This is a genomic window from Pseudomonas sp. BTN1, assembly GCF_001907715.1.
Lineage (GTDB): Bacteria > Pseudomonadota > Gammaproteobacteria > Pseudomonadales > Pseudomonadaceae > Aquipseudomonas > Aquipseudomonas paracarnis.
Genome location: NZ_MPBM01000001.1, coordinates 70,539 through 95,259, shown reverse-complemented (window position 1 = coordinate 95,259; position 24,721 = coordinate 70,539). Strand labels below are relative to the sequence as shown.

The window sequence follows — 24,721 nt, the reverse complement described above, 5'->3', positions numbered from 1 at the left end:
GAATGGATCAGTTACGGCGACCCAGCAACAGGCCGACCACCAGGCCAAAGCCTGCGGAAATGGCCACGGTCTGCCATGGGTGCCCGCCGATGTAAGTCTCGGTGGCATCCACGACCGGCTTGCTGCGTTCACGCACATTGGACACCGATTCCAGGGCTTGCTTGAGTTTGATGGCAACCTGCTCGCGCAGGGTTTCACCTTCCTCGCCCACCAGGGATGCGCTGCTTTTGAGCAGTTTGTCCGACTCTTCGATCAACGCGCTCAGTTCGCTGAACGCTTGGTCCTTGATTTGATCTTCGACAGCTTGGGCGGCGGTTTTGCGGGCCATTGAGTGACTCCTTGCAGGTGGATGTGGCAGTGAACAATGGAGTATCGGGGGGAGGCAAAAGTTGCAGTTTTTTTCCCCATGCGCTCATCCGAGGCAAAATCCGGATCGGGAACTTTGGGCCTACAGTGTAAGATGTCACCTATTTGTGCAGCAGGTAATTCAACATGAGCTTCAATCTCGCCAACAAGACCCTCGCCGAACGCGCCGAGCTGGAAGATGAAAAGTCGCGCCTCTACGACCTGTGGCAAACCAACCTGGGCAAGGCCAAGGGCGAAGCCGCGCGCTTGTTCGGTGAGCGCGCCAAGCGCAAGGGCAAGTGGGCCGAATGGGTGCGTGCCGAACTCGACGGCATGTCGCCGCCGGAGTTTTCCAACATGGTGCGCAGTGAAGTCAACAAGCTGATGGCTGCGGCGAAGTAAAGCACGCCACAATCGCTTCGCGTACCTTGAGCAACAGCGGGTCCAACTGAGCCTGGGTGCGCCAGCCCAACTCCACCGGGTAATGCGGTAGCGCCAGCGGGCAGGGCAGCACGCGCAGGCCGGTCATTTGCGCAATGGCGTGGGCTGCATGCCCGGGAATGGTTGCCACGGCGGTGCTGCCTTGGAGCAGATACGGCAGCGCGGCAAAGTGGCTGGTGGACGCGCACACGTGGCGGCGCAGCCCGTGGGCGGCCAAACCTTCATCGGTAATGCCGATAAACCCGCCTGACGACACCAATACATGTTCCCGTGTGACAAACCCCTGCAGGTCGATAGCCTCCTGGCCCGGCGCCAGGCTATGGGGGTCTACCAGGCAACGATAGTCACCTTCCCCCAGCACCTGTCGGCTCAGCCTGCGCTCGGTAAAACCGCCGGCGGTAATGGCCAGGTCCAGCGTGCGGTCGAGCAGGGCGGCGGCGACGATCTGGCTGTAGGTCTGGCGAAAGATCACCCGTAGTTTGGGCAGGCGCAGTGCGATGGCCTCCATCAGGCTTCGGCCATAAGCAATCTCGAAGTCATCCGACAGCCCCAGCACCACCGAGCGGCCCTCGTAGTGCGAGTTTTGCGGGCTGATCATCGCCAGGCTCTGGCGGCAGCGATCCAATGCCTCACTGATCACCGGTTTCAACTGATTGGCTCGCAATGTGGGCGCCAGGCCGCGTCCGGTGCGCACGAACAAAGGGTCGCCGTACAGCTCACGCAAGCGCCGTAGGCCCGCGCTGATCGCCGACTGCGTCACACCCAGTCGCAGCGCCGCACGGCTGGCACTGGACTCGTCGTGCAGGGCTTCGAAGGTTTTGAGCAGGTTGAGGTCAACCTGGGCGATATTCATTTGGCTCATATCATTTAGCACTGAGGTGGGCTTTATTCATGATCGAGTCTGGCCAGAGAATGGGCAACCCCTATCTATCGGAGTAAGCCTGATGCCCGTATCGACTGTCGCAGCCCTGCAAATCGGCGCCTTGCCTGGCGGCAAGGCTGACACCCTGGCGCAGATCCTGGCCTATGAGGATCAAATCCAGCGCAGTGGCGCGCACTTGGTGGTCATGCCCGAGGCGTTGCTGGGCGGCTATCCCAAGGGCGAAAGCTTTGGCACGCAATTGGGTTATCGCCTGCCCGAGGGCCGGGAAGCCTTTGCACGGTATTTTGCCAATGCCATTGACGTGCCGGGGCCAGAAACCGAGGCGCTGGCCGGGATGTCGGCGCGTACCGGTGCCAGCCTGGTGCTGGGCGTGATTGAACGCAGTGGCAGTACGCTGTATTGCAGCGTGCTGTATTTCGAACCCTCGGGCGGCCTGGTGGCCAAGCATCGCAAGCTGATGCCGACCGGCACCGAGCGGCTGATCTGGGGCAAGGGCGACGGCTCGACCCTGCCGGTGATTGACACCGCGGTTGGGCGTATCGGCGGCGCGGTGTGCTGGGAAAACATGATGCCGTTGCTGCGCACCGCGATGTACGCCAAGGGCGTCCAGGTGTGGTGTGCACCCACCGTGGACGAGCGCGACATGTGGCAGGTGAGCATGCGCCATATTGCCCATGAAGGGCGTTGCTTTGTGGTCAGCGCCTGCCAGGTGCAGGCATCGCCTGAAGCCTTGGGTGTGGAGGTTGCCAACTGGCCGGTGGACCGTCCGTTGATTGCCGGCGGCAGCGTGATCGTTGGACCCATGGGCGATATTCTGGCGGGGCCGTTGGTGGGCGAAGCGGGTTTGTTGACGGCGCAGATCGATACTGATCAGTTGGTGCGGGCCCGCTACGACTACGACGTAGTGGGGCATTACGCCAGGCCGGATATTTTTGAATTGGTGGTCGACGAGCGCGCCAAGCCAGGCGTTCGCTATATCACTGACTGAACGCAATCAACCTGTGGGAGCAGGCAAGTCAGCTCCCACATGTGGTTTTCAGCCACTTACCAGGTGGCAGTGTTCGGTAAGTCCAGGGTGCCACGCTCCACAAAACGCATGGTGCCAAACAGGCCACCCGCCAATTTGCCGCGCAGCACGTAGGGCAGGTTGTTCAGGCTTTGGGTCTGGCTAAGGCCCAGGGTCTGGCGCAACACCGAAAACGCCGAAACGCTGACCGGCACCATCAGTACGGTTTCGGAAAAGCGTGGGATGCTCCCAGCCTGATCGCTGACGCCAGAAGCGAGTGGCCGGCCATTGACCTCCAGATCCAGCGCCACGCCGTTGTAGTCGATTGCCGCTTCATTGGGGTTTTGCACCCGCAGCTTCATGGTAAAGCGCACTTCCAGGTCCTGGCTTTGCAGCGGCTCGATGCCCACCACATTGATGTTCACCGGGTCGCGGTTGGGGAACAGTGCGCAGGCGCTCAAGGTCAGCAGCAACAGCGATACAACCATGAGCTTGCGCATAAAGAAATGCTCCTACTTTGGGGTAACGTCCGGGTCCTGCATGACCTTGAGGGTAGAGGACTCCGGCTCGAATTCATCTTCTTCCAGCTCTATGAACTCTTCGGGCAGGAAAATGTTCAGCAGGATTGCACAGAATGCGCCCACGGTGATCGGCGATTCGAAGATGTTGTGCAGCGCCTTGGGCAGCTCGCGCAGCACTTGCGGCACGGCGGCGACGCCCAGGCCCATGCCTAGGGAAATCGCCACGATCAGCACATTACGTCGATGCAGGCCCGCTTCAGCGAGGATCTTGATGCCGGCCACGGCCACGGTGCCGAACATGATCAGAGTCGCGCCACCCAATACGGGCTTGGGCATCAGTTGCAGTACCGCGCCGATCATCGGAAACAGCCCCAGCAGCACCAGCAGGCCAGCAATGAAGTACGCCACGTAGCGGCTGGCCACGCCGGTCAATTGGATCACGCCGTTGTTCTGGGCAAAGGTCACCATCGGCAGGCTGTTGAACGTGGCGGCCATCGCCGAGTTGAGGCCGTCGGCCAGCAGGCCGGACTTGATGCGCTTGATGTACAGCGGGCCCTTGACCGGTTGCTGGGAAATCATCGAGTTGGCGGTCAGGTCACCGGCGGCTTCCAGGGGCGAAATCAGGAAGATCACCGCCACCGGGATAAACGCCACCCAGTCGAACGAGAAACCATATTTGAACGGCACGGGCACGCTGATCAGCGGTACTTGGGGCAGGGCGGCCATGTCGACGCGGCCCAGCAGCCACGCTACTACAAAGCCCAGGGTCAAACCGATCACGATCGAACCCAGGCGCAGGAACGGGTTGTTGAAGCGGTTGAGTACCACGATGGTCAGCAGCACCAACGCCGCCAGGCCCATGTTGCCCGCCGCGCCCAGATCGCTGGCACCATAGCCGCCAGCCATGTCGGTGACGGCCACCTTGATCAGTGACAAGCCCATCAAGGTAATGATGGTGCCGGTGACCACCGGGGTGATCAGTTTGCGCAGTTTGCCGATGAATTGGCTGAGCACCACTTCGATAAACGCCGCGAAAAAGCAGATGCCAAAGATCGTCGAGAGGATCTCATCGGTGCCGCCGCCCCGGGCCTTGACCATAAACCCGGCGCTCAAAATCACACTGATAAAAGAAAAACTGGTGCCTTGCAGGCACAACAGCCCCGAACCCACCGGCCCGAAGGTGCGCGCCTGCACAAAGGTGCCGAGCCCCGAGACAAACAGCGCCATGCTCACCAGGTACGGCACTTCGCTTTCCAGCCCGAGTACGCCGCCGACGATCAGGGTGGGCGTGATGATGCCGACAAAACTCGCCAACACATGCTGCAACGCGGCAAAAATCGCGGCGGTGAAGTGCGGGCGGTCTTCGAGGCCGTACATGAGGTCGGATTTATAGCGCGGGCGGGGGGCTTGAGCGTCAGACAAAATGATGGCTCGGGTCAGAAAATGGAGGCGCAGGATGCCAGAAAGTGCCAGGCGCCTGAAGTGTAAAAAAATATTTATAAAAACCCTGCGCTAAAGCCGTGGCCCAGCCGATATCAAGCATAGGCCCACACTACAACGACAACAGTGGTGACCAAGGTCTGGGCAGCGCGTTGACGCTGACGGATCGTTTCGCGGCAAGGACGCTCGCAAACACTACTTCTGAGAGCAGCCCTATGTCCCTCCGTCACCTGAATATTGCCCCTCGCGCGTTTATCGGTTTTGCCTTCATTGCGGTTCTGGTGGTGCTGCTGGGCGTGTTTGCGGTCAACCGCATGACGCAAATGCGCCAATCCTCCCAGGACATGAGCGCCAACCAACTGCCCAGCATGACCCACCTGGGCACCATCACCGAAAACGTGCTGCGCATGCGCATTCTGTCGTTTCGTGTGCTGGTCAACCGCGAGCCTGCCGCCTTGCAGGAAGCCGAGACCCGCATCGGTGTGTTGGCTGACAAGGTCAAGACCGCCCAGGCCAAATACGCCACGCTGCCTGCCGGCCCGGAGGAGGCAGCGCTGTACAAGACCTTTGGCGTGACCCTGGACAATTACCTCAAGGCCCAGGCCGAGATGGTGGCATTGTCTAAACAGGGCAAGGTCGATGAGATGCGCGCCCTGATCAACAGCCGTATCAAGGACGGCACTGACCAGATGGGCGAGCAACTGAACAAGCTGATTGCCATCAATGCGGCCGACGCCAAGCAGGCCGACGAGGATGCCGGGCAAAGCTACGAAGGCGCGATCACCGGTGTGGTGGCAGTCTCCGTGGTGGCGGCATTGCTCACCGTGCTGCTGGCCTGGTTGCTGACCCGCAGTATCGTGACCCCGTTGCGCAAGGCTGTGGAAGTGGCTGAAACCATTGCCGCCGGCAACCTGAGCAAAACCATCGAGGACGATGGCAAGGACGAACCGGCACGGTTGCTCAGTGCGCTGTCGACCATGCAAGCCAGCCTGCGCCAGACCATCCAGCACATCGCCGGTTCGGCCACGCAGCTCGCTTCGGCGGCGGAAGAGTTGAGCGCGGTCACCGAGGAAGCCTCCCGTGGCCTGCAACAGCAGAACAATGAAATTGACCAGGCCGCCACGGCCGTCAATGAGATGACGGCGGCAGTGGAGGAGGTGGCGCGTAACGCGGTTTCCACCTCCGAGGCGTCCGGGCAGTCCAACCAGGCCGCGCGGGAAGGCCGTGATCGGGTAATGGAAACCGTCGGCGCGATCCAGACCATGACCCAGGACGTACAGAATACCTCCGCGATGATTGAAGGCCTGGCCGCTCAGGGCCGGGATATCGGCAAGGTGCTGGATGTGATCCGTGCGATTGCCGAGCAAACCAACCTGCTGGCGCTCAACGCGGCGATTGAAGCCGCCCGTGCCGGCGAGGCCGGACGTGGCTTTGCGGTGGTCGCCGATGAAGTGCGCGCCCTGGCCCATCGCACCGCGCAGTCGACCCAGGAAATCGAGAAAATGGTCGCCGGCATCCAGAACGGTACCGGTGAGGCGGTGCAGTCCATGCAACAGAGCAACCAGCGCAGCCAGACCACCCTGGAAATGGCACGCGCAGCCGGCGCCTCACTGGAGCAGATCACGGCGTCTATCAGCCTGATCAACGAACGCAACCTGGTGATTGCCAGCGCGTCGGAAGAACAGGCCCAGGTCTCCCGCGAGGTGGACCGCAACCTGGTCAACATCCGTGACTTGGCCACCCAGTCGGCGGCGGGCGCCAACCAGACCAGCGCGGCCAGCCATGAGCTGTCGAGGTTGGCGGTGGATTTGAATGGGATGGTGGCCAGGTTCGTCGTCTAACAGCCGCCACAAAACCCTGTGGGAGCTGGCTTGCCTGCGATAGCAATCTTACAGTCAGCACATCATGGGTTGGCTTACCGCTATCGCAGCATAGGGATCTACACAACTTGGGCCGGTGCTGACCTGTGGCGAGGGCGCTTGCCCCCGTGACGGACTGACAGCCGACGCTGATCTAACTGACGCGCCGCAATCCAAATGTGGGAGCTGGCTTGCCTGCGATGGCGGCCTTACAGCCGACCAGGATGTTGGATCTGACCGCGTACATATCCGTTCCTGCGGTAACGGCCACCTATGGTTCCGCTCTTACAGCGGGTCACTTTTGGAAAGGCCCAAAAGTAACCAAAAGGCCTTCGCCCCACCACTCGGCACCTCGCCTAGGCTCGGTGTGCCCGAACGCAGGCTTGAATCCGTGGGCCGCCGCCACGCGCCATCCATGGCGCGGGGCGGCTAACCCGGCGTCCTGCCGGGTTGCCCACGACTTCAAGCCTGCGTTCGGCCAGCGTGGTTTGACGGGGCGCTTCAGATCAAAAGCCAGATCAAGATCAAGAGCGGCTCGCTTAGCATCGTGGTTACCGTCGATCGCTTCAGAGTTGTGTAGATACCTATGGCTATCGCAGGCAAGCCAGCTTCCACCTTTGCTCTTGTGTTGTGTCAGTGCCGCCATGCCCCTGGATTCACCAGGTTTACCGGCTTTTCGCCAGCCAGTGCCGCCAACAGATTATCCACCGCACACTTGGCCATCGCCTCCCGCGTCTCATGGGTGGCCGAGCCGATATGCGGCGTAGCCACCACATTGTTCAACCGCAACAACGGCGATGCGTGATCCAGCGGCTCCTTCTCAAACACGTCCAACCCCGCCGCGCGGATAGTGCGTTGCTGCAATGCTTGCACCAGTGCTGCCTCATCCACCACCTTGCCTCGGGAGATATTGATAAAGATCGTCTCTGGCCCCATCAGCGCAAACTCCTCGGCGCCAATCAACTTCTCGGTCTCAGCGGTCAACGGCAACGTCAGGCAGACAAAATCCGCTTCTTTGAGCAAGTCCTTGAGGCTTCGGTACTGCGCGCCAAAGCGCGCTTCAACCGCCGGCTTGGGCGAATGGCTGTGGTAGATCACCGGCATGCCGAAGCCAAAATGCCCGCGCTGGGCCAGGGCTTCGCCGATGCGGCCCATGCCGATGATGCCCAGGGTCTTGCCATGTACATCACTGCCAAAATGCGCCGGGCCGATGTTTTTGTTCCATTGCCCGGCGCGTACCATGTCGGCCAGTTCCACCACGCGCCGGGCGGTCGCCAGGATCAGCGCAAAGCCGGTGTCGGCGGTGGTTTCGGTGAGCACATCCGGGGTGTTGCTGAGCAGGATGCCGCGTTGGGTCAGGTAATCGATATCGTAGTTGTCGACGCCCACCGAGACGCTGGCTACTGCTTCCAGCTTGGGTGCCAGGTCGAGCAATCGGGCGTCCAGGCGCAGGCTTGCACCCAACAGGCCATGGGCAGTGGGCAGTGTATCGCGCAGTTTGGCCAGGCCGGTCTCATCCAGTGCATCAATCAGCGTGACCTCGGCCTGCTCATGCAGGCGGGCCATCAGCGGCGCGGACAGTTTCTTGTACAACACAACGGACTTTTTCATGAGGTCTTTACCTTCAACTCCAGGGTTGGCGCCGGCGAGCGGTCACTGGCGCCGGGCTTGAGGAAAATCGTCAGCACCACCGAAAGCAGCAGCGCGCCGCTCATCAGCAGGTACGAAGCGCCGGGCGAGCCGGTGCTGCTGTTGAGGTAACCCACCAGATACGAGCCACCGAACGAGCCCAAGGCGCCCATGCTGTTGATCAGTGCCATGGCGCCACCGGCGACGTTGGCCGGCAGGATTTCCGGGACGATGGCGAAAAACGGGCCGTAGGGTGCATACATGCAGGCCCCGGCGATCACCAGCAGGGTGTAGGACCACCAGAAGTGTTCGGCGCCCAGCACGTAGGACGCGTAGAAAGCAATCGACGCAATCAACAGCGGCGGCCAGACAAAACGCTTACGTTTCTGCAGCTTGTCCGAACCCCAGGACACCACGAGCATGCCAATCACCGCCGCCAGGTAGGGCAGGGCCGAGAGCCAGCCGGCTTCGACCATGTCCATCTGCAAACCGGCCTTGAGGATCGATGGCAGCCACAGTACGAAGCCATACACGCCAATGCTCCAGCAAAAAAACTGCAGGGCGAGAATGATCACCTTGGGCGAACGGAACGCCTCGGCGTAGTTCTTCACGGCCTTGATCCCCACCTGCTCGGCGGCGAGGGCGGTTTCCAGGCTGTGCTTTTCGGCGTCGCTCAGCCACTTGGCATCCTTGGGACGCTCATCGGCCAGCTTCCACCAGATAAACGCCCACAACACCGCCGGCAGGCCCTCGATGATGAACATCCAGCGCCAGCTGAAATGCTGCACCAGGTAGCCCGACACCACCGACATCCACAGCATGGTCACCGGGTTGCCAAGGATCAGGAAAGTGTTGGCCCGCGAGCGTTCGGCACGGGTGAACCAGTGGCACAGGTACACCAGCATGGCCGGCATCACGGCCGCCTCGACCACCCCGAGCATGAAGCGGATGACGATCAGCATGTAGGCGTTGGACACCACGCCGGTCAGCGTCGCCAAGCCGCCCCACAGAATCAGGCTGACGAAGATCAGTTTCTTGACGCTGCGCTTTTGCGCATAGATCGCCCCCGGCACCTGGAAGAAAAAGTAGCCGAGGAAAAACAGCGCGCCGAGCAGGGAGGACATGCCCGGCGTGATCATCAGGTCCTCGGCCATCCCGGAGGCGGCGGCGAAGCCGTAGTTGGCGCGGTCCAGATAGGCCAGGCTGTAGGTGATAAACACGATAGGCATGATGTACCACCAACGGCGGGTGGCGAGTTTCACGGTTTCCATGGGGTTGCTCCTGAGCTTGTTGTAGTTGTGGCAACAGGTAATGGGTCACGCAACGGATCGAGTGGGTAATTCGGCGCGGGTCGGCAAACCCTCCATGTCGCCACGGCTCTGCACAGCGCGGCTGCCGATCCAGTTAGCGCGCTGGACCGCCTCGGGGAAGCTTGAGTTTTCCAGCAGGGCGCTGATCATCCCCACGGCAAAGCCATCGCCGGCACCCACGGTATCCACCACCTTGTCCACCGGTACGGCGGCGACAAAACCCTGGTCCATATGAGTGCGGTAATAGGCGCCCTCCGAGCCGAGTTTGATCGCCACGGCTTCGGCGCCCTGGTCGAGATAGAACGCGGCGATGTCTTGCGGGTCGTCGAAACCAGTGAGCAGGCGACCTTCGCCCAGGCCCGGCAGGACCCAGTCGGCCAAAGCGGCAAGCGCATTGATTTCGCGGATCATCTGCGCCTGGCTGGCCCACAGGGACGGGCGCAGGTTCGGGTCGAACGACACACTGCGCCCGGCCTTGCGCATTTGCGCCATCAGCTCGAACGACAGTGCGCGAGTGGCATCGGACAGTGCTGGTGGAATGCCGGTGGCGTGTAGATGGCGGGCTTGCAGCAGCGTTGGGTGGATGGCCTCGATGGACAAGTGGCTGGCCGCCGAGCCTCTGCGAAAGTACTCCACTTGAGGATCTGCGCCGGCCTCTTCCCGGGATTTGAGTTGAAAGCCGGTAGGGTGCAGCGGGTCGACGGCCACATGGCGGCAATCGAGCCCCTCTTTGGTCAGGGTATCGACCACAAAACGTCCGAGGGAATCGTTACCCACGCGGCTCAGCCAGGCCACGTTGAACCCCAGGCGTGACAGGCCGATAGCGACGTTGCTGTCGGCGCCGGCAATGCGTTTGTGAAACTGCCCGACCTGGGCCAGGTCGCCGGTCTGTTCGGCGACAAACATCGCCATGGTTTCGCCAAACGAGAGGATATCGATCTCAGACATGGGCGTTCTCCACATGGGGTTGGCCAAGGCGGGCCAGGGTCGCGACCTGTTGTGCGGTGACCTCGATCAGGTCATCGCCCTGCAACGGAAATTCCACCGCGCGGGTAATACCTTGAGTCATGTGTTTGAGCAGTTGTTCCCACAGATGCACGTCGGTGGCGCCCGGCGGCAAGGCGACGAGCCTGCCATCGGCGCGGCGGGCCACGGCCTTGCAGTGCAGGTAATCCACATGCCGACCCAGCAACCGCGCGGCGGTGAGCGCGGATTGGTCTTGCCACTGCCAGTTGCCGATGTCGAAGGTCATTTTCACCGGCAGGCCGAGACGTTCGACTTCAGTGAAAAACCGTTGCATCGGTTCAATGCGCCCACCGTGCAGGGTCTGGTCGTTTTCCACCAGCAGCTTGACCGGGTGGCGGTTGAGCAGGGCGTGCAGGCTTTCCAGGTCGTTTGTGTCGGTGAAGTAACCGAGCGAGACCTTCAGCCAGCCCGAGCCAAAGGCCTGGGCGCGGTCCAGCGTGGCGGCCAGCTCGGCATTGGGCTGGGCACGGCCGGCGACCCACAGCTCCAAGGGCGAGGAAAATACTGATTCCAGGCCTTGTTCTGCAGCGGCCAGGGCCAGCTCGGCCGGTTGCTCGGTGGTGAGCAATTCTTCGCGCCATTCAATGCGCTGGGCACCAGCGGCGCTCAGCAGCGCGACAAAACTCAATTGGCCCTGCTGGCGAACCAGGTCGGCGCCGTAGCTGGAAAGGCTGATGGAGACGGGGTATTTATGCATTGTTGTTTACCTCTGAAACCGGTTTCATTTTTATACGCAAAACAAAATGTGGGAGCGGGCTTGCTCGCGAAGGCGGTGTGTCAGTCAGCGCAAGAGTGGCTGATCTATCGCGTTCGCGAGCAAGCCCGCTCCCACAGGGGATTGTGTCGAGCCACGGATAATCAGCTCCGGTAAAAAATCCAGGGTGCGCGTGGGGGCGGTATCGCCGCGCAGGCGCTTGAGCAAACAGTCAAAAGCGCTAGCGCCAATCGCTTGCGTCGGTTGGGCGAGGGCGGTGATGCCGCTACCTACCAGCGGGTACCAGTCCAGGTCATCCAGGGCGATCAAGCCCACGTCGCCGAACAGCTCGCAGCCCAGGGCCTTGAGTGCACGGGTGCAGGCCAGTGCTGCCACGCCGTTGGCGCAAAACAATGCCTTGGGGCCGGGTTTGGCGAGAAAGGCTTGCAGACGGTTTTCCAGTTCACCGTCCAGTTCAACCACGGCACCTTTCAACGCCGGGCGCTTGGCAATCTCGGTGTTGAAACTCTCCAGACGCTCCAAACGTGAACTGGTGCCATCGGTGGTCTCGCTTACCAGCAGCACGTCGCGGTAACCCTGTTGCTCCAGGTGTTCCACCGCCATGCGCACCGCCGCCGGGTTATCCAGGCCGACCAGGTCGCTGTGCAGTGGTTCGACCTTGCGGTCCACCAGCACCAGGGGCATTTCCCGTTGCAGTTCGAGCAGTTGGTCGAGGTGATGGCCCAGGGTGTTCACGATCAAGCCTTCGATGTTGTACGAGCGCAGCGCGGCCAGATGTTGGCGCTCCTGCTCGTCATCGCGGTCGGTGTTGCACACCACCAGGCTGTAGCCGTGCTGGCGGCAGGCGGTTTCGACGCCGTGCATCACCGCGATGGAATAGGGGTTGCGGATATCAGCCACCAGCATACCGATCAGGCGCGTGCGTCCACGTTTGAGGCCGCGGGCCATCTGGTTGGGGCGATAACCGAGTTCGTCGATGGCCTGTTCGATGCGCAGGGCAATGGCATCGGAGAGCAGGGCGCGGTCATCGCCGATAAAGCGCGAGACGCTGGCCTTGGACACGCCAGCGCGCTCGGCGACGTCGAGCATGGTCACGCGGCTGCGCTGGGCGGCTGAAAAAGGAGTCACGGTAAAGCCTTTCTTATTGGAGTTGGGAGAGACGCTGAAACCGGTTTCAGAAAACACCAAGTATAAGAAACCGTCAAGTTAATCTTCGACATTCAGACGCGGCAAGCTCGAGACAACTGACGAATGGCACTCGCAACCTGTTAGATCTGACAGTACCCAGAAAGGACGGTTTGGCGTTTACTTTTCCATAACTTGACGGGGTAGGACGGTTCTGTGAACCCGCCATTAAAATTAAAAGAGTAAAGAACATGTCCATCTCAAAACTGAGTCACCTTCCTGAAGCGACCAGTGGCGGTGTACTTGCGCTAGACCCGATGGACATCCCAGGTGTCGATCCTCTTGACCCAAACGGTCTCGTACCGGTCTCACTGACTCTTGCGCCTCTGTTGGTCAGGATACCTATGTGGCTCCCGGCGCCTGAACCATTGGATACACCCCACCGGGTGCAACTTCTCTGGGAGCGAGACGGTATTGAAAGGCAGGCTGATCTGAAGTTTATCGATGCCCCACCTCCACCTCTGCCTGCGTTTGTGCCAATGCACGTGCCATTAGCCATGCTCAGAGAGCGTTCAGGCACTGTGAAACTGTTTTATCGCGTGATCGATTCCGAGGGACAACGCAGCGAGCTTGATCCAAAGGTCACGTTGACCATTGATTTGGAATCCCCGGAATTGCTCCGGCCTGATGACCAACTCAGCTTCGTGAATCCACCCGTCACAGGTGTTGATGAAGCCTATTTGGCGAGCAATGACCCGGTGCGCTTCAATATTCCGCCTTATCGGGGGCGTGAGCGAAATGATCGTATCGAAATGGTGCTATCCAATAGTCCGAACCCAGCTGCTGCTGCGCCGGACGGCGACTATGTACTGGTAGATGTTTCAGACCCGCTGGTCTGTGAGTTGCCAGCGGCTGCGTTTCGTCGCCTGAATAACGGCCCAGCCTATATCTTTTATCAAGTGTTCGACGAGGCCGGGAATTTCAGTACGCGTAGTGCCGGTTTACCGTTTTCACTCGATCTGATAGCAGGTCCAGATGTACCGCTGCCTGCACCCACTATCATGCCGCCGGCCTACGATGACAATATCATCAAGCGCGACGACGCCCGGGCCGCGGTGGTGCTGCTGATTGACCCCTATATCAATTGGGCCGCCGGAGATCACGCCCGGGCTTTTTGGGACGAGCGGCCGCTCGCAGATGTGCCGGTGTTCGACGGCGTCGTAACACAGGTACCGGTTCCCTGGGCCACTATGCGGGGGCCATCCCCAGTTCTGGTGGCAGAAGAGATCCGGATACGTTACGAAATCATCCGCGGTCTGACGATCTACCCGTCATACCGGCGTCGTATCAGCCAGGATTTCACGGTTGCCGGGCAAGACCATGCGGGTGCGCCCGCACTGCTAAACCCCGATCTACCGTTGGCTGAAGTACGTGGCCTGGTGTCAGATGAGGCCAATCTGGTTGACCTTCGCGACAAGGATGTAGGCGCCCGTGCCAGGGTGTTTCTCTATGACGACCCACAGCCAGGCCAGGTATTGAGATTCTTTTGGAATGGTATAGGGCCTGTGGCTACCAAGACAGTTCAAGTCGGGGAAGTCGCCGGCCAATTAGTATTCTCCAGTGTTATTCCATGGGCGGTGATGGAGGGCACTATTAACGCTTCGTTGCCTGTGCATTACACCACCGATAATGGGATTAACCAGCAACAGTCCCGACATACTGAAGTCGATGTTCATACCGGGCCGCTGCTCAGCTTTCCTACTCCGATTATTCAGCACACGCTGGTGGGTAGCACGGGTACGTTTCTCACCTGTTGCTCATCCCCAGAGATATTTGCCGGCGTGCGTTGGAAAGTTGTCGCTCATGGCGATTTTGATTTGAACGATGAAGTTCGATTTTTTACCCATGGCTATAACAATAACGGCTGGGATGACCCCGTGGTGGAGGACAGTCGATTTACTCAAGACAAGACATTTGATACGCCGGCGGACTTGGTGAATGGGTTGGACTTTACAGTGACGCCTTTCGATCCAGTGGTGTATTCGCTGCGCCAGGAGAGTACTGCTGTCGCGTGGTATGAGGTGTGGCGTGGTGGGCGCAAAATCGGTGAATCCATCCTGCGGCGCTTCAGAGTTGACCTGGCTTATCCCGCAGGTGGTTACTGCCAGGCAGGCGACATTATTCAGTGTTCAAGTGACGGCGTGCCCACCCTGATAAAGAAAAGTTGATGACATCGGTGCAGGGCTTAACGTCTGAAATGAGCGGCGGGCACAGGTGCTTCTAGCCGGCAAATGGCTGTACTAAACGAATAGGGTTAAACGAATATTTTTCGCAGTTGTTCGTCGCCCATATTGTCACTAATGGAGAACGATGATGAATAAAAAAACGCGTGATTATTTTGCCAGATTGAACTCTGTTGTTAGTCCGTCGACAGTTGTTTTGTCACAGTTGGATCCGCCAGAAGTTGATTCTGTTCCAGGTTTTCCAGGATTGCTTTCTCGGGAACAGGCGTTGTCCGAAGATTTGGAACTGCGCATGCCGCGATGGGAAGACTACAGCGTCGGTGGCGGCGACGCTCAGGATACCGTGAGAGTGTTTATAAAGCCGGTAGATGATGCGGAGTATGGAGAGCCGTTCCTAACGTTCACTTTTAATTTCGATGCAACACTGCCACAAGCCTATGCAACTGCGAATATCGCCCGAGGCAGGCGTCCGCCAGGTCACTGGGATATCAAGTACGAGGTGTATATCAGACGTGCGGATAACTTGAGCGAATCGACCGAGATGCGTTTGATTGTCGATACTGATGCACCATACGCATCATCTCCGAGTCTTCCGCCAGCGCCTATCCTACCGGCAGGCTTGACACTGCCCATTGACGAGGCCGATTTTCCAGCTGCTCCCAATGATCGGTTGTTTTTTTCAATTCCAGATTATGTTCTCCACGGGCGTGCGCCGGGTGACAGGCTGAGGGCGTTCTACGGCGGTTCCGATACCCCATATGCTCCTGATCCTCCCTCTACCGAGGTGGATTGGCCGGTGACGGACCTTAGGTTCCCGTTGCCCAAGGGTGTTGTTTCGGCTGGACCGGACGCGTTTAACACGCTTCGATATCAGTTACTGGACGCCGCGGGCAATCCCAGCCAGCTTTCCTCCTCCTTGCGGTTGGATGTGGCCTTGCAACCTGCACCGGCTAATCTGAAGCAGCCCTTGATCGGCAGGGCGTTTCCGGGAGATAACCGCTTCGACCGGATTGACGGCTCCATTGACCTGGGAATGATTGTAAGAATTCCCGCTTATGACCATCCGCAGCGGGGCAATGACGGTGATGTCATTGACGTCATACTGTCGACCAGCGTCCGTACCGAAACCATCGAGGGTACGGCATTGGGCAACGGTACGAGCTTTCCAGTGCCCATTGTTGTTGCACTTCATATTTTGCAAATTCTCTATGGCGCGTTGACAGGTGACGAGCTGTTGACGGTCACTTACGTCATCCGCCGTCGATCCGTCACGTATCCTGCTGCGCCGTCGACGATCATCAATTTGAATCTGCACGTGGTCGGGCCAACCCCTACCGATCCTCCGGACCTGACGAACACCGACCTGGATCCGGTGGTGATCAAGGGGGTAAATGCCGCTGGCGTGGAGGGCGGTGACAACGAGCTATTGCCGGAGCACGCCAATCGGCCCGCCAATGCCCATATCACGTTGTGGGATGAGGCCCCAACCCCTGACGCCGAGGATTTTTTCATCCGGCTGTGGTACGAGGGTGAACTCGCCGCCACTCGCCAGATAACGGGCGGGGTTGCCGGCGCCCCGGTCACCCCGCCGCTGCAGATTCCGTGGGCGCTGATCGCCAAGCACGGTAATGCACCGCCTATGAAACAGGTGCATCACACAATCGACGCGGGCCTCGGTACGAATCGGCAGCAGTCTGAGGTGACCTCGGTGGACGTACAGGCCAATGTCCAGGCCCTTGTCATGCCCGAGGTCCAGGACCTGGATTTACTTGGCGGTGCTCCAGGCGTGATCAACTGTACTACCTTCAGGCCTTTGAATATGGACGGACGTATCACTGTTCGTATTCCGCCGTCGGACTTGTTTGAGCCGACCATGGTGGTCCGGGTGAACTGGCAAGGCTACAGTGATAATGATGGCACGACCCCAGTGCTTGCATCCGTAGGGTTCAAAGACTCCCCTCCGTTGACCGCCTCCATGATCGCGCTGGGGTTTCTGGTGACCCTAGACGCGCCTTTCTCCACCCTCATGAAGACGATTCATACACACTTAGGCCTACGGCTCCAGGGGTCGGCAAGGATCAACTACACCATCCAACTGCCAACAGGGCCTTTAACATCGAGCGACGCTTTGCATCGGGCACGCTCGGTCAAATCCGGCGCCTCTCCCACCTACTGCGACAACACGCCGGTACCCGCAGCGCCTTGACGTGGTTGCGAAAACAGCCTGGGAGCAGCCACGCTGCTCCCAAGGTTCATAGAGGGACAACTCATTTGTTCTCACCGTGCGCATCGAGATTGATTCGGGGGTATTAAGATTAATCCTACATAAATGGGGAACAACTCTGGATAACTTTGGCACCGCTTGATTGGCAGGGTTCCACGCTCTTAGGTACCGGCCAATTTCTTCAATAGGAATGCCAAACCCAGAGGGTTTTTCGATGTCGTCAATGTTTAATTTTAAGCTCAAGCCGTTGAGTTTTGCCTTGAAGGCCAACGCGGTTTCATTAGCAGTTCTTATGTCAAGCGTGGCCGAAGCCCGCGTGGTTACGGGCCCGAATGAAACAGTTCGGCCAGGCCCTCCACCTGACAGTTTCGAGCTCAGGCCCGGCTCAGGCCTCACCGTGGAAGGGGCCACTACCAAACAAATCCGTGCCCAGTCTGCCAACTTGACCGTTAATCCGGACAGCAAAACTCAAGACATCACGGCATTCAATTCGAACGTGAATATTGATGGCGCCGAGATCACTGCGCGGGCGACACAGCCGGCAGCAGTGTTCATGAGTGGCGGGACGCTGTCGCTCAAGAACAGCACACTTACCCACAGCAATGGCGTTGGCCTGGTCGTTTCTCGTCCGATCGGCAGTGACGAGGGGGCAATTGCCTCGGTATTCAACAGCAGCATCACCGGCACCACGCGTGGCGTCAGTGTGGGTGGTAACAGCGCGTTGGCCCTCTACCAAACCGACGTTGCAGGCACGGGCGAAAATGGCGTGGGCCTGTATCTGTTCGGTCAAGCCATTGCGATCGATAGCTCCATCACCGGTGAGCTCAATGGCGTGCGGCTGGATATGGACCGCAGCCCCGACGTGCCAGCTGCATTGATACTTGATGGCTCATACGTAGAAGGAAAAGCGGGCGCAGCCATTCTGGTCGAAAGCTCGAAGGCGGGTACACCGGCTAATGCAACTATAGATGTGCGCAACGGTGCGACCCTCAAGGGCGGCAACGGCAATATCCTCGAAGTCACCGGCGGCTCCTTCGCCAACATGAATGTCGACGGCAGTACCTTGTTCGGTGACGTCGTGGTCGAGGAGGGCAGCACTGCCAAGTTGCAGCTCAACAACGGCTCGTGGTTGACCGGCCAGCTGAAAAACGTAGCTGAGTTAAGCGTGAACAACGCCTCCCACTGGGCGCTTGTGGGTGACAGCGAAGTCGGTGACCTGAAAATGGCGGGCGGCAGCGTGCATTTTGGTGGGCCTAATGAGTTCTACCGGTTGGATGTCGACAGCCTGTCGGGCGAAGGCACGTTCGTGATGCATACCGACTTTGGCAGCGGCCAGACCGACTTGCTCGCCGTTAATGGCATCGCCGAAGGTAACCACAGCCTGTTGCTGGCGGCCACGGGGTCGGAGTTGGCCACGGCCGAGCCGATTCGCGTGGTGAGCACCGAGGGCGGTGATGCACAGTTCGCCCTGGTCGGCGGAACGGTTGACGCAGGTGCCTACAGTTACGGGCTCAAGCAGGAAGACACCGATTGGTACCTGGACCCTAACCGGCGCGGCACCAGCAACAGCACCAAAGCGGTGATGGCGTTGTTCAACACCTCGCCCACAGTGTTGTACGGCGAGATGACTTTGTTGCGTACCCGGATGGGTGAGCTGCGCTTCAGCCAGGGCAACAACGAAGGTTTCTGGATGCGCGGCTACGGCAACAAGTACGAGGTCAGCGGCAATCAGGATGGTGGCGGCTACACGCAGAACCAGCGCGGCTTTACCTTGGGTATCGACACGCCGCTATACGGCGGCGATGGGCAGTGGGTGGCCGGTGTGATGGCCGGTCACAGCACCTCCGATATCGACCTCAACCGCTCCGGTGGCGGTACAGTCGACAGCTACTACGTGGGCGGTTATGCCACGTGGCTCGATGACGAGAGCGGCCTGTATTTCGACGGTGTGGTCAAGCTCAACCGCTTGCACAACGAAGTCAACGTGAGCATGAGCGACGGCAAAAAAGCCAAGGGCAACTACACCCAGAACGCCGTGGGGGCTTCGGTGGAAGTCGGTCGGCATATCAAACTGGATGACGGCTACTTCGTAGAGCCCTACGGGCAACTCAACGCTGCGATCACCCAGGCTCAGAGTTATGACCTGGACAATGGCCTGCACGCCAAAGGTGACCGTTCGGCCTCGGTCGTGGGCAAGGCTGGCGTCACGGTGGGCAAGAATATCCAGTTGGACAGCGGTGGTGTGTTGCAACCGTACTTGCGTACCGCGTTGGCCCATGAGTTCAACCACAACAATAAGGTCACGGTAAACGGCGAGCGCTTCAACAACGATGTATTCGGTTCGCGCATTGAAATGGCCGGTGGTGTGGCGATGTCGGTGACTCAGAACGTCAAGCTGCATGCGGACCTCGAGCATACACGTGGTAAAACCGTCGACCAGCCATGGGGTGTCAACTTCGGCGTGCGTTACGACTTTTAATTCATCCATCCACCCGAACAGGGGAGGCTTAGGCTTCCCCTTTTTTTCGCCTTCAGATCAGCACACTCAGCCAGGCTGAGCCCAACAGCAGCAAGGCCATGACCCGGTTGAATGCGCCTACGGTCCTGGGGGAGCGCAACAGGCGGCTAGACCCGGCACCCAATAAAGCCCAGGCGCCGAGGCAGGGCAAGGCGATCAGGAAAAACATCAGGGACAGGTACACCACCTGGCGCTGCCCACCCTGGCCAGCGAACACACTGACTACCGCCAGTGCCATCATCCAGGTTTTGGGGTTGATCAATTGCAGGGCCGCGGCGCCCAACAGGCCCAAGGGTTTTTGCGTGTCATCGGCATTGATGGCCTGGGCTGGCGCCCTGAAGATCTGCCAGGCCAGGTAACTCAGCCAAGCCACGCCGGCCCACTGCATCGCCGTTTGCACGTTGGGCAGTTGCACCAATGACTGACCCACACCGCAACCCACCAGCAGCACAATCCCCGATGCCCCCACGCAAGCCCCCATGATGATTGGCAGCGCAGCCTTGAAACCGTAACGGGCGCTGTTGCTGAGCACCAGGATATTGGTCGGGCCGGGGGTGATGGAGGCGACAAAGGCGAACAGCATGAAAGGCACGAAGGTGGACAGCATGGCGGGTGACTCCGGCGGGCTCATTTAGAGCGACCATCTTCACAAGCCCGGGCGTTACCGGTCTGGAAGATTTGTGCAGCGCTTGCGGTACGCGGCCGGTGTCAGCCCATAAGCCCGCGTGAACCAGCGGCCCAAATGACTTTGATCGGCGAAACCCAGGGCCATCGCCACGTCTGCCGGTTGATCGCCCTTGGCCAATAGATACCGGGCACGGGCCAGGCGCAGTTGCACCAGATAAGCGTGGGGCGGCAGGCCGAAGGCACTCTTGAACGCGCGGCTCAGGCGAAAGCGGTCGACGCCGCAAGCCTGCGCGAGTTCATCCATGCCGACGTCCTGATGCAGATGGGCGTGCAGGTATTCCCGGGCCTTGTGCGCCACCTGCGGCAAGCGCGGGTCATCGCGGTAGCGCATGCGCCAGTAAAGCTGGCCTGTGAGGCGTTCCAGTAACTGATCCAGCGCGCTTTGCCGCACGATCCGCAATTCACCGTGATGCAAGCTCTGAAACGCGTGGCTTGTGGCCAGGGCCAGGCGCGGATCACTGGCCAAGGTGCTGGCGAAACTCAGCTGATGATGGGCGGGTGCTTCCTCGAAGACACTGGCGATTTCCCGTTCCAGCCACTGCGGGTCGAGGTAGAGCATGCGGTAAGTGAAGCCGTCGACTGTCGGGGCATACCCGTCGTGGAGTTCCCCGGGCTCCAACAGGAACACCTGCCCCGGCACACTGTCATGGCGCATGCGCCGACAGTTGAATTGCTGCACGCCTTGTTCGGTCACGCCCACCAGGTAGCTGTCGTGCCAATGGGGGTCATACGCATGGCCTTCGAAATGCGCGCGCAGGGTCTCGATACCGGTGTCGGCGTCCTGGGACAAGTCGATCCAATTGTGCGCAGGCATACAACACCGAGGCGGAAAGTGAAGGGCTATTAGCGGCGACGCCTCAGTGGGCGTCTAGAAGGTTTGTGCAGTCTAGCCAAACAACCCGGCGGCGATGTTGATCGAAAAGCCCAGAATGGCGGTGTTGAACAAAAAACCGATCAACGACTGCCCCAGTACCACCTTGCGCAGGCCACGGGTGGCGACGCCCACATCCGAGGTTTGTACCGCTACGCCGATGGTGAAGGAAAAGTACAGGAAATCCCAGTAGTTGGGCGTGAGCAAGCCTTCGGCAAAACGCAAGGCGGGCTCCTTGCCTGGCCAGGTGTAATAGAGCCTGGCGTAGTGCACGCTGAAAATCACCCCGATCAATAGCCAGGAGCCGATCACCGTCAGCCCGGTGAAACCGTAGTGCAGCAGGCGCTCGGAGGTGGCCAGGTCCTTGCTGCCGACCAGTTCGAACGTAATGGTCGCCAAGCTAGCGATGGCGGCGATACATACCATGAACAGCACCAGGCCGGCGTTCTCGTCTTCGATTTCGGCGATGCGCTTGACGTCCTCGGCCTTGGCGCGAATGGTCAGCCACAGCATCAGTATCAGGTAGGTCCAGACCCCGGCGTTCCAGCCGATCAGGATTTTACTGGCGAGGGTGTCGGCCGGCACCAGGAGGCCGACGGCAAGGCCGAGTAAGGCGGCGGATGAGAGGCGAGGGTGGGTGCGGGCGAGGAAGGGCATGGTGGCTCACAAAGAACTATGTGTGAGCACCATAGCTTATTCGGGTGTACCTGATCATGAATGCAATCAATAACCCTGTGGGAGTTGGCAAGCCAGCTCCCACATTTGGCTGCGGCGTTGATCAGTTTGCTTTATGGCGCTTGCGCACCAGCTTCATCACCACCACGAAGAACACCGGCACAAACACCACCGCCAATGTCGCTGTGATCATCCCGCCAATCACACCGGTACCAATCGCCTGCTGGCTGGCCGAACTGGCCCCGGTGGCAATTGCCAATGGCACCACTCCGAGGATAAACGCCATCGAGGTCATGATGATTGGTCGCAGGCGCAACCGCGCCGCCTTCAAGGTGGCGTCGATCAAATCCTCGCCCTGGTCATACAGGTCCTTGGCGAACTCGATGATCAGGATCGCGTTCTTCGCCGACAGGCCGATGATGGTGATCAGGCCGACCTTGAAGAACACATCGTTAGGCATCCCGCGTAGCGACACGGCTAACACCGCGCCCAGCACCCCAAGCGGCACCACCAGCAACACCGAGGTGGGGATCGACCAGCTTTCATACAGCGCGGCCAGGCACAGGAACACGATCAGCAGCGACAGGCCCAACAGCAACGGTGCCTGGGAGCCGGACAAGCGCTCCTGCAACGACAAGCCCGTCCATTCCTGGCCCAGCCCGGCAGGCAACTGGCTGACCAGGCGCTGGATTTCGTTCATGGCCTCGCCCGTGCTGTGCCCCGGCGCCGCTTCGCCGCTGATGGCGATGGCCGGGTAGCCGTTGTAACGGGTCAACTGCGTTGGGCCCTGGGTCCACTTGGCTTCGACAAAGGCTGACAGCGGCACCATTTTCCCGGCGTTGTTGCGCACGTGGATTTTCATCAGGTCGGCCACCTGGCTGCGCTGGTCGCCTTCGGCCTGTACCACCACGCGCTGCATGCGGCCCTGGTTGGGGAAGTCGTTGATATACGCAGAACCAATCGCGGAGGACAGCACGTTGCCCACGTCGGCAAACGAAACGCCCAAGGCGTTGGCCTGCTTGCGGTCCACTTCCAGCTGCACTTGCGGTGCTTCGGCCAGGGCGCTTTCACGCACGTTGGCCAGGATCGGGCTTTTCGCTGCAGCGTCCAGCAGTTCAGTACGCGCAGCCATCAACCCCGCATGGCCAACGCCACCACGGTCCTGCAAACGGAACTCAAAACCGCTGGAAGTGCCCAGGCCGTCTACCGGCGGCGGCAGAACCGCGTAGGCAATCGCGTCCTTGAGTTCGCTGAAGGCCATGTTGGCGCGATCGGCAATCGAGGAAGCGGAGTCATCACTGCCACGCTCTGACCAATCCTTGAGCGTGGTAAACGCCAGTGCCGCGTTCTGCCCGGAACCGGAGAAACTGAAGCCCATGATCATGGTGGTATCACCCACCCCAGGCTCGCCGGCGTTATGCGCCTCGATCTGTTCGGCCACCTGCACCGTACGGTTCTTGCTGGCGCCCGGTGGCAACTGGATATCGGTGATGGTGTAGCCCTGGTCTTCCACCGGCAGGAACGAGGAGGGCAAACGGCTGAACAACAGCCCCATGCCCACCAGCAAGACCAGGTAGATCAGCAAATAGCGGCCGCTGCGCTTGAGGGCATAGGCCACCCAACCTTCATAACGGTTGGTGAGGTGCTCAAAGCGCTGGTTGAACCAGCCGAAGAAACCAACCTTGGCATGGTGTTCGCCCTTGGCAATCGGCTTGAGCAGCGTGGCGCACAGCGCCGGGGTCAAGGTCAGGGCCAGGAACGCCGAGAACAGAATCGAGGTGGCCATCGACAGCGAGAACTGCTGGTAGATCACCCCCACCGAACCCGGCATGAAGGCCATCGGCAGAAACACCGCCACCAGCACCAGGGTGATACCGATGATGGCTCCGGTGATCTGGCCCATGGCTTTCTTCGTCGCTTCCTTGGGCGACAGGCCCTCGGTGGCCATGATGCGCTCGACGTTTTCCACCACCACGATGGCATCGTCCACCAGGATACCGATGGCCAGCACCATGCCGAACATCGTCAATACGTTGATCGAGAAGCCCAGCAGCAACATGGTGGCGAAGGTGCCCATCAGCGCAATTGGCACTACCAGCGTGGGAATCAAGGTGTAGCGCACGTTCTGCAGGAACAGAAACATCACCGCGAACACCAGCGCCATCGCCTCCAGCAAGGTGTAGACCACCTTGGTGATCGAGACTTTGACAAAGGGCGAGGTGTCGTAGGGAATCTTGTATTCCACATTGGCAGGGAAGTAGCGTGACAACTCGTCCATTTTCGCCCGCACCAGCGTTGCGGTGCTCAAGGCATTAGCCCCGGGCGACAGTTGCACGCTGACGGCGGTAGACGGCTTGCCGTTCAGACGCGTGGAGAACTGGTATTCCTGGCTGCCGACTTCCACCCGTGCCACATCGCCGATGCGCACGGTGGAGCCGTCGGGGTTGGCCTTGAGCACGATGTCAGCGAATTCGGCCGGGGTGGACAGTTGCCCCTTGACCAGCACCGCCGCGGTGATCTCCTGGGTGTGGGTGCCCGGCAAGTCACCGATGCTGCCCGCTGAGACCTGGGCGTTCTGGGCGCTGATCGCAGCGTTGACGTCGGCCGGCGTGAGGTTGAAACCGATCAGCTTCTGCGGGTCGATCCAGATACGCATGGCGCGTTCGGCGCCATACAACTGAGCCTTGCCGACGCCGTCCAGGCGCTTGAGCTCGTTCATCACGTTGCGCGCCAGGTAATCACTGAGCGCGACGTCATCGAGCTTGCCGTCGTTGGAGGTCAATGTGACCAGCAGCAGGAAGCCGGCGGAGACTTTTTCCACTTGCAAGCCTTGCTGAGTCACGGCCTGGGGCAGGCGCGGCTCGACCACCTTGAGGCGGTTCTGCACATCCACCTGGGCCATTTCCGGGTCGGTGCCCGGCTGGAACGTGGCGGTAATGGTCGCCGAGCCCAGGCTGCTCTGGGATTCGAAATACAGCAGGTGATCGGCGCCGTTGAGCTCTTGCTCGATCAGGCTGACCACGCTCTCATCCAGGGTCTGGGCCGAGGCGCCGGGGTACACCGCGTAGATTTCCACCTTGGGTGGCGCGACGTTGGGGTACTGCGCCACCGGCAATTGCGGGATCGCCAGGAAGCCCGCCAGCAGGATAAACAGGGCCACCACCCAGGCGAAGATCGGGCGGTCAATAAAGAACTGCGGCATG

General features: G+C 60.0%; 19 protein-coding genes. 6 read left to right on the top strand and 13 right to left on the bottom strand.

Annotated features, from left to right (window positions below; translation table 11 throughout):
* Positions 1-7 precede the first annotated feature (7 nt).
* Positions 8-328 carry a YqjD family protein gene (locus BMH52_RS00390; protein WP_019817806.1) on the bottom strand — a complete coding sequence of 107 codons (321 nt, stop codon included), beginning with the start codon at positions 326-328 and terminating at the stop codon, positions 8-10.
* A gap of 164 nt (positions 329-492) precedes the next feature.
* On the opposite strand from BMH52_RS00390, the gene BMH52_RS00385 reads away from it, so the two are divergent.
* Positions 493-747 (top strand): hypothetical protein, encoded by a 255-nt coding sequence (locus BMH52_RS00385; RefSeq protein ID WP_003190904.1) that lies wholly within the window; start codon positions 493-495, stop codon positions 745-747.
* On the opposite strand, the gene BMH52_RS00380 is transcribed toward BMH52_RS00385, so the two are convergent.
* On the bottom strand, positions 719-1,639 hold the full coding sequence (locus tag BMH52_RS00380) for a LysR family transcriptional regulator (protein ID WP_073842508.1): 921 nt from the start codon (positions 1,637-1,639) through the stop codon (positions 719-721). The two genes, BMH52_RS00385 and BMH52_RS00380, sit on opposite strands and share 29 nt — an antisense overlap.
* 91 nt (positions 1,640-1,730) lie before the next feature.
* On the opposite strand from BMH52_RS00380, the gene BMH52_RS00375 reads away from it, so the two are divergent.
* On the top strand, positions 1,731-2,657 hold the full coding sequence (locus BMH52_RS00375; RefSeq protein ID WP_019817808.1) for a carbon-nitrogen hydrolase family protein: 927 nt from the start codon (positions 1,731-1,733) through the stop codon (positions 2,655-2,657).
* A gap of 56 nt (positions 2,658-2,713) precedes the next feature.
* On the opposite strand, the gene BMH52_RS00370 is transcribed toward BMH52_RS00375, so the two are convergent.
* Both BMH52_RS00370 and BMH52_RS00365 read right to left on the bottom strand, forming a co-directional pair.
* Positions 2,714-3,175, bottom strand: coding sequence for an LEA type 2 family protein (locus BMH52_RS00370; protein ID WP_073842506.1), 462 nt, complete (start codon positions 3,173-3,175; stop codon positions 2,714-2,716).
* Between the two features lie 12 nt (positions 3,176-3,187).
* The gene (locus tag BMH52_RS00365; RefSeq protein WP_047710726.1) at positions 3,188-4,618 is read right to left on the bottom strand and encodes a nucleobase:cation symporter-2 family protein; all 1,431 of its coding nucleotides are present in this window, start codon (positions 4,616-4,618) and stop codon (positions 3,188-3,190) included.
* Positions 4,619-4,851: 233 nt separating this feature from the next.
* On the opposite strand from BMH52_RS00365, the gene BMH52_RS00360 reads away from it, so the two are divergent.
* Positions 4,852-6,477 carry a methyl-accepting chemotaxis protein gene (locus tag BMH52_RS00360; RefSeq protein ID WP_014718728.1) on the top strand — a complete coding sequence of 542 codons (1,626 nt, stop codon included), beginning with the start codon at positions 4,852-4,854 and terminating at the stop codon, positions 6,475-6,477.
* 651 nt (positions 6,478-7,128) lie between these two features.
* Here the strand turns inward: BMH52_RS00360 and BMH52_RS00350 are convergent.
* From BMH52_RS00350 to BMH52_RS00330, 5 genes are all read right to left on the bottom strand, one after another.
* Positions 7,129-8,106 (bottom strand): NAD(P)-dependent oxidoreductase, encoded by a 978-nt coding sequence (locus BMH52_RS00350; protein ID WP_073842502.1) that lies wholly within the window; start codon positions 8,104-8,106, stop codon positions 7,129-7,131.
* Positions 8,103-9,395 carry an MFS transporter gene (locus BMH52_RS00345; RefSeq protein WP_014718725.1) on the bottom strand — a complete coding sequence of 431 codons (1,293 nt, stop codon included), beginning with the start codon at positions 9,393-9,395 and terminating at the stop codon, positions 8,103-8,105. Before BMH52_RS00345 ends, BMH52_RS00350 begins: the two co-directional genes overlap by 4 nt.
* Positions 9,396-9,440: 45 nt before the next feature.
* Entirely contained in the window at positions 9,441-10,382 is a 942-nt protein-coding gene (locus BMH52_RS00340; protein ID WP_072434069.1) for a sugar kinase, read from the bottom strand.
* Positions 10,375-11,157, bottom strand: a complete 783-nt coding sequence (locus tag BMH52_RS00335; protein WP_072434070.1) for a sugar phosphate isomerase/epimerase — start codon at positions 11,155-11,157, stop codon at positions 10,375-10,377. Before BMH52_RS00335 ends, BMH52_RS00340 begins: the two co-directional genes overlap by 8 nt.
* A gap of 84 nt (positions 11,158-11,241) precedes the next feature.
* Entirely contained in the window at positions 11,242-12,303 is a 1,062-nt protein-coding gene (locus tag BMH52_RS00330; protein WP_032901647.1) for a LacI family DNA-binding transcriptional regulator, read from the bottom strand.
* Between the two features lie 248 nt (positions 12,304-12,551).
* Between BMH52_RS00330 and BMH52_RS00325 the strand changes: the two genes are divergently transcribed.
* From BMH52_RS00325 to BMH52_RS00315, 3 genes are all read left to right on the top strand, one after another.
* Positions 12,552-14,528: a hypothetical protein gene (locus BMH52_RS00325; RefSeq protein WP_073842500.1), complete on the top strand. Its 1,977-nt coding sequence runs from the start codon at positions 12,552-12,554 to the stop codon at positions 14,526-14,528.
* A gap of 145 nt (positions 14,529-14,673) precedes the next feature.
* Positions 14,674-16,749 (top strand): hypothetical protein, encoded by a 2,076-nt coding sequence (locus tag BMH52_RS00320; protein WP_256575656.1) that lies wholly within the window; start codon positions 14,674-14,676, stop codon positions 16,747-16,749.
* A gap of 232 nt (positions 16,750-16,981) precedes the next feature.
* The gene (locus BMH52_RS00315) at positions 16,982-19,246 is read left to right on the top strand and encodes an autotransporter outer membrane beta-barrel domain-containing protein (RefSeq protein ID WP_073842496.1); all 2,265 of its coding nucleotides are present in this window, start codon (positions 16,982-16,984) and stop codon (positions 19,244-19,246) included.
* Between the two features lie 52 nt (positions 19,247-19,298).
* Here the strand turns inward: BMH52_RS00315 and BMH52_RS00310 are convergent, their stop codons facing one another.
* From BMH52_RS00310 to BMH52_RS00295, 4 genes are all read right to left on the bottom strand, one after another.
* The gene (locus BMH52_RS00310) at positions 19,299-19,892 is read right to left on the bottom strand and encodes a LysE family translocator (RefSeq protein ID WP_072434074.1); all 594 of its coding nucleotides are present in this window, start codon (positions 19,890-19,892) and stop codon (positions 19,299-19,301) included.
* Positions 19,893-19,946: 54 nt separating this feature from the next.
* On the bottom strand, positions 19,947-20,786 hold the full coding sequence (locus BMH52_RS00305) for an AraC family transcriptional regulator (protein ID WP_072434075.1): 840 nt from the start codon (positions 20,784-20,786) through the stop codon (positions 19,947-19,949).
* 72 nt (positions 20,787-20,858) lie between these two features.
* Complete coding sequence (locus BMH52_RS00300) at positions 20,859-21,500, bottom strand: DUF1345 domain-containing protein (RefSeq protein ID WP_073842494.1); 642 nt, start codon at positions 21,498-21,500, stop codon at positions 20,859-20,861.
* Positions 21,501-21,621: 121 nt separating this feature from the next.
* Positions 21,622-24,720, bottom strand: a complete 3,099-nt coding sequence (locus tag BMH52_RS00295) for an efflux RND transporter permease subunit (protein ID WP_020301110.1) — start codon at positions 24,718-24,720, stop codon at positions 21,622-21,624.
* Position 24,721 lies beyond the last annotated feature (1 nt).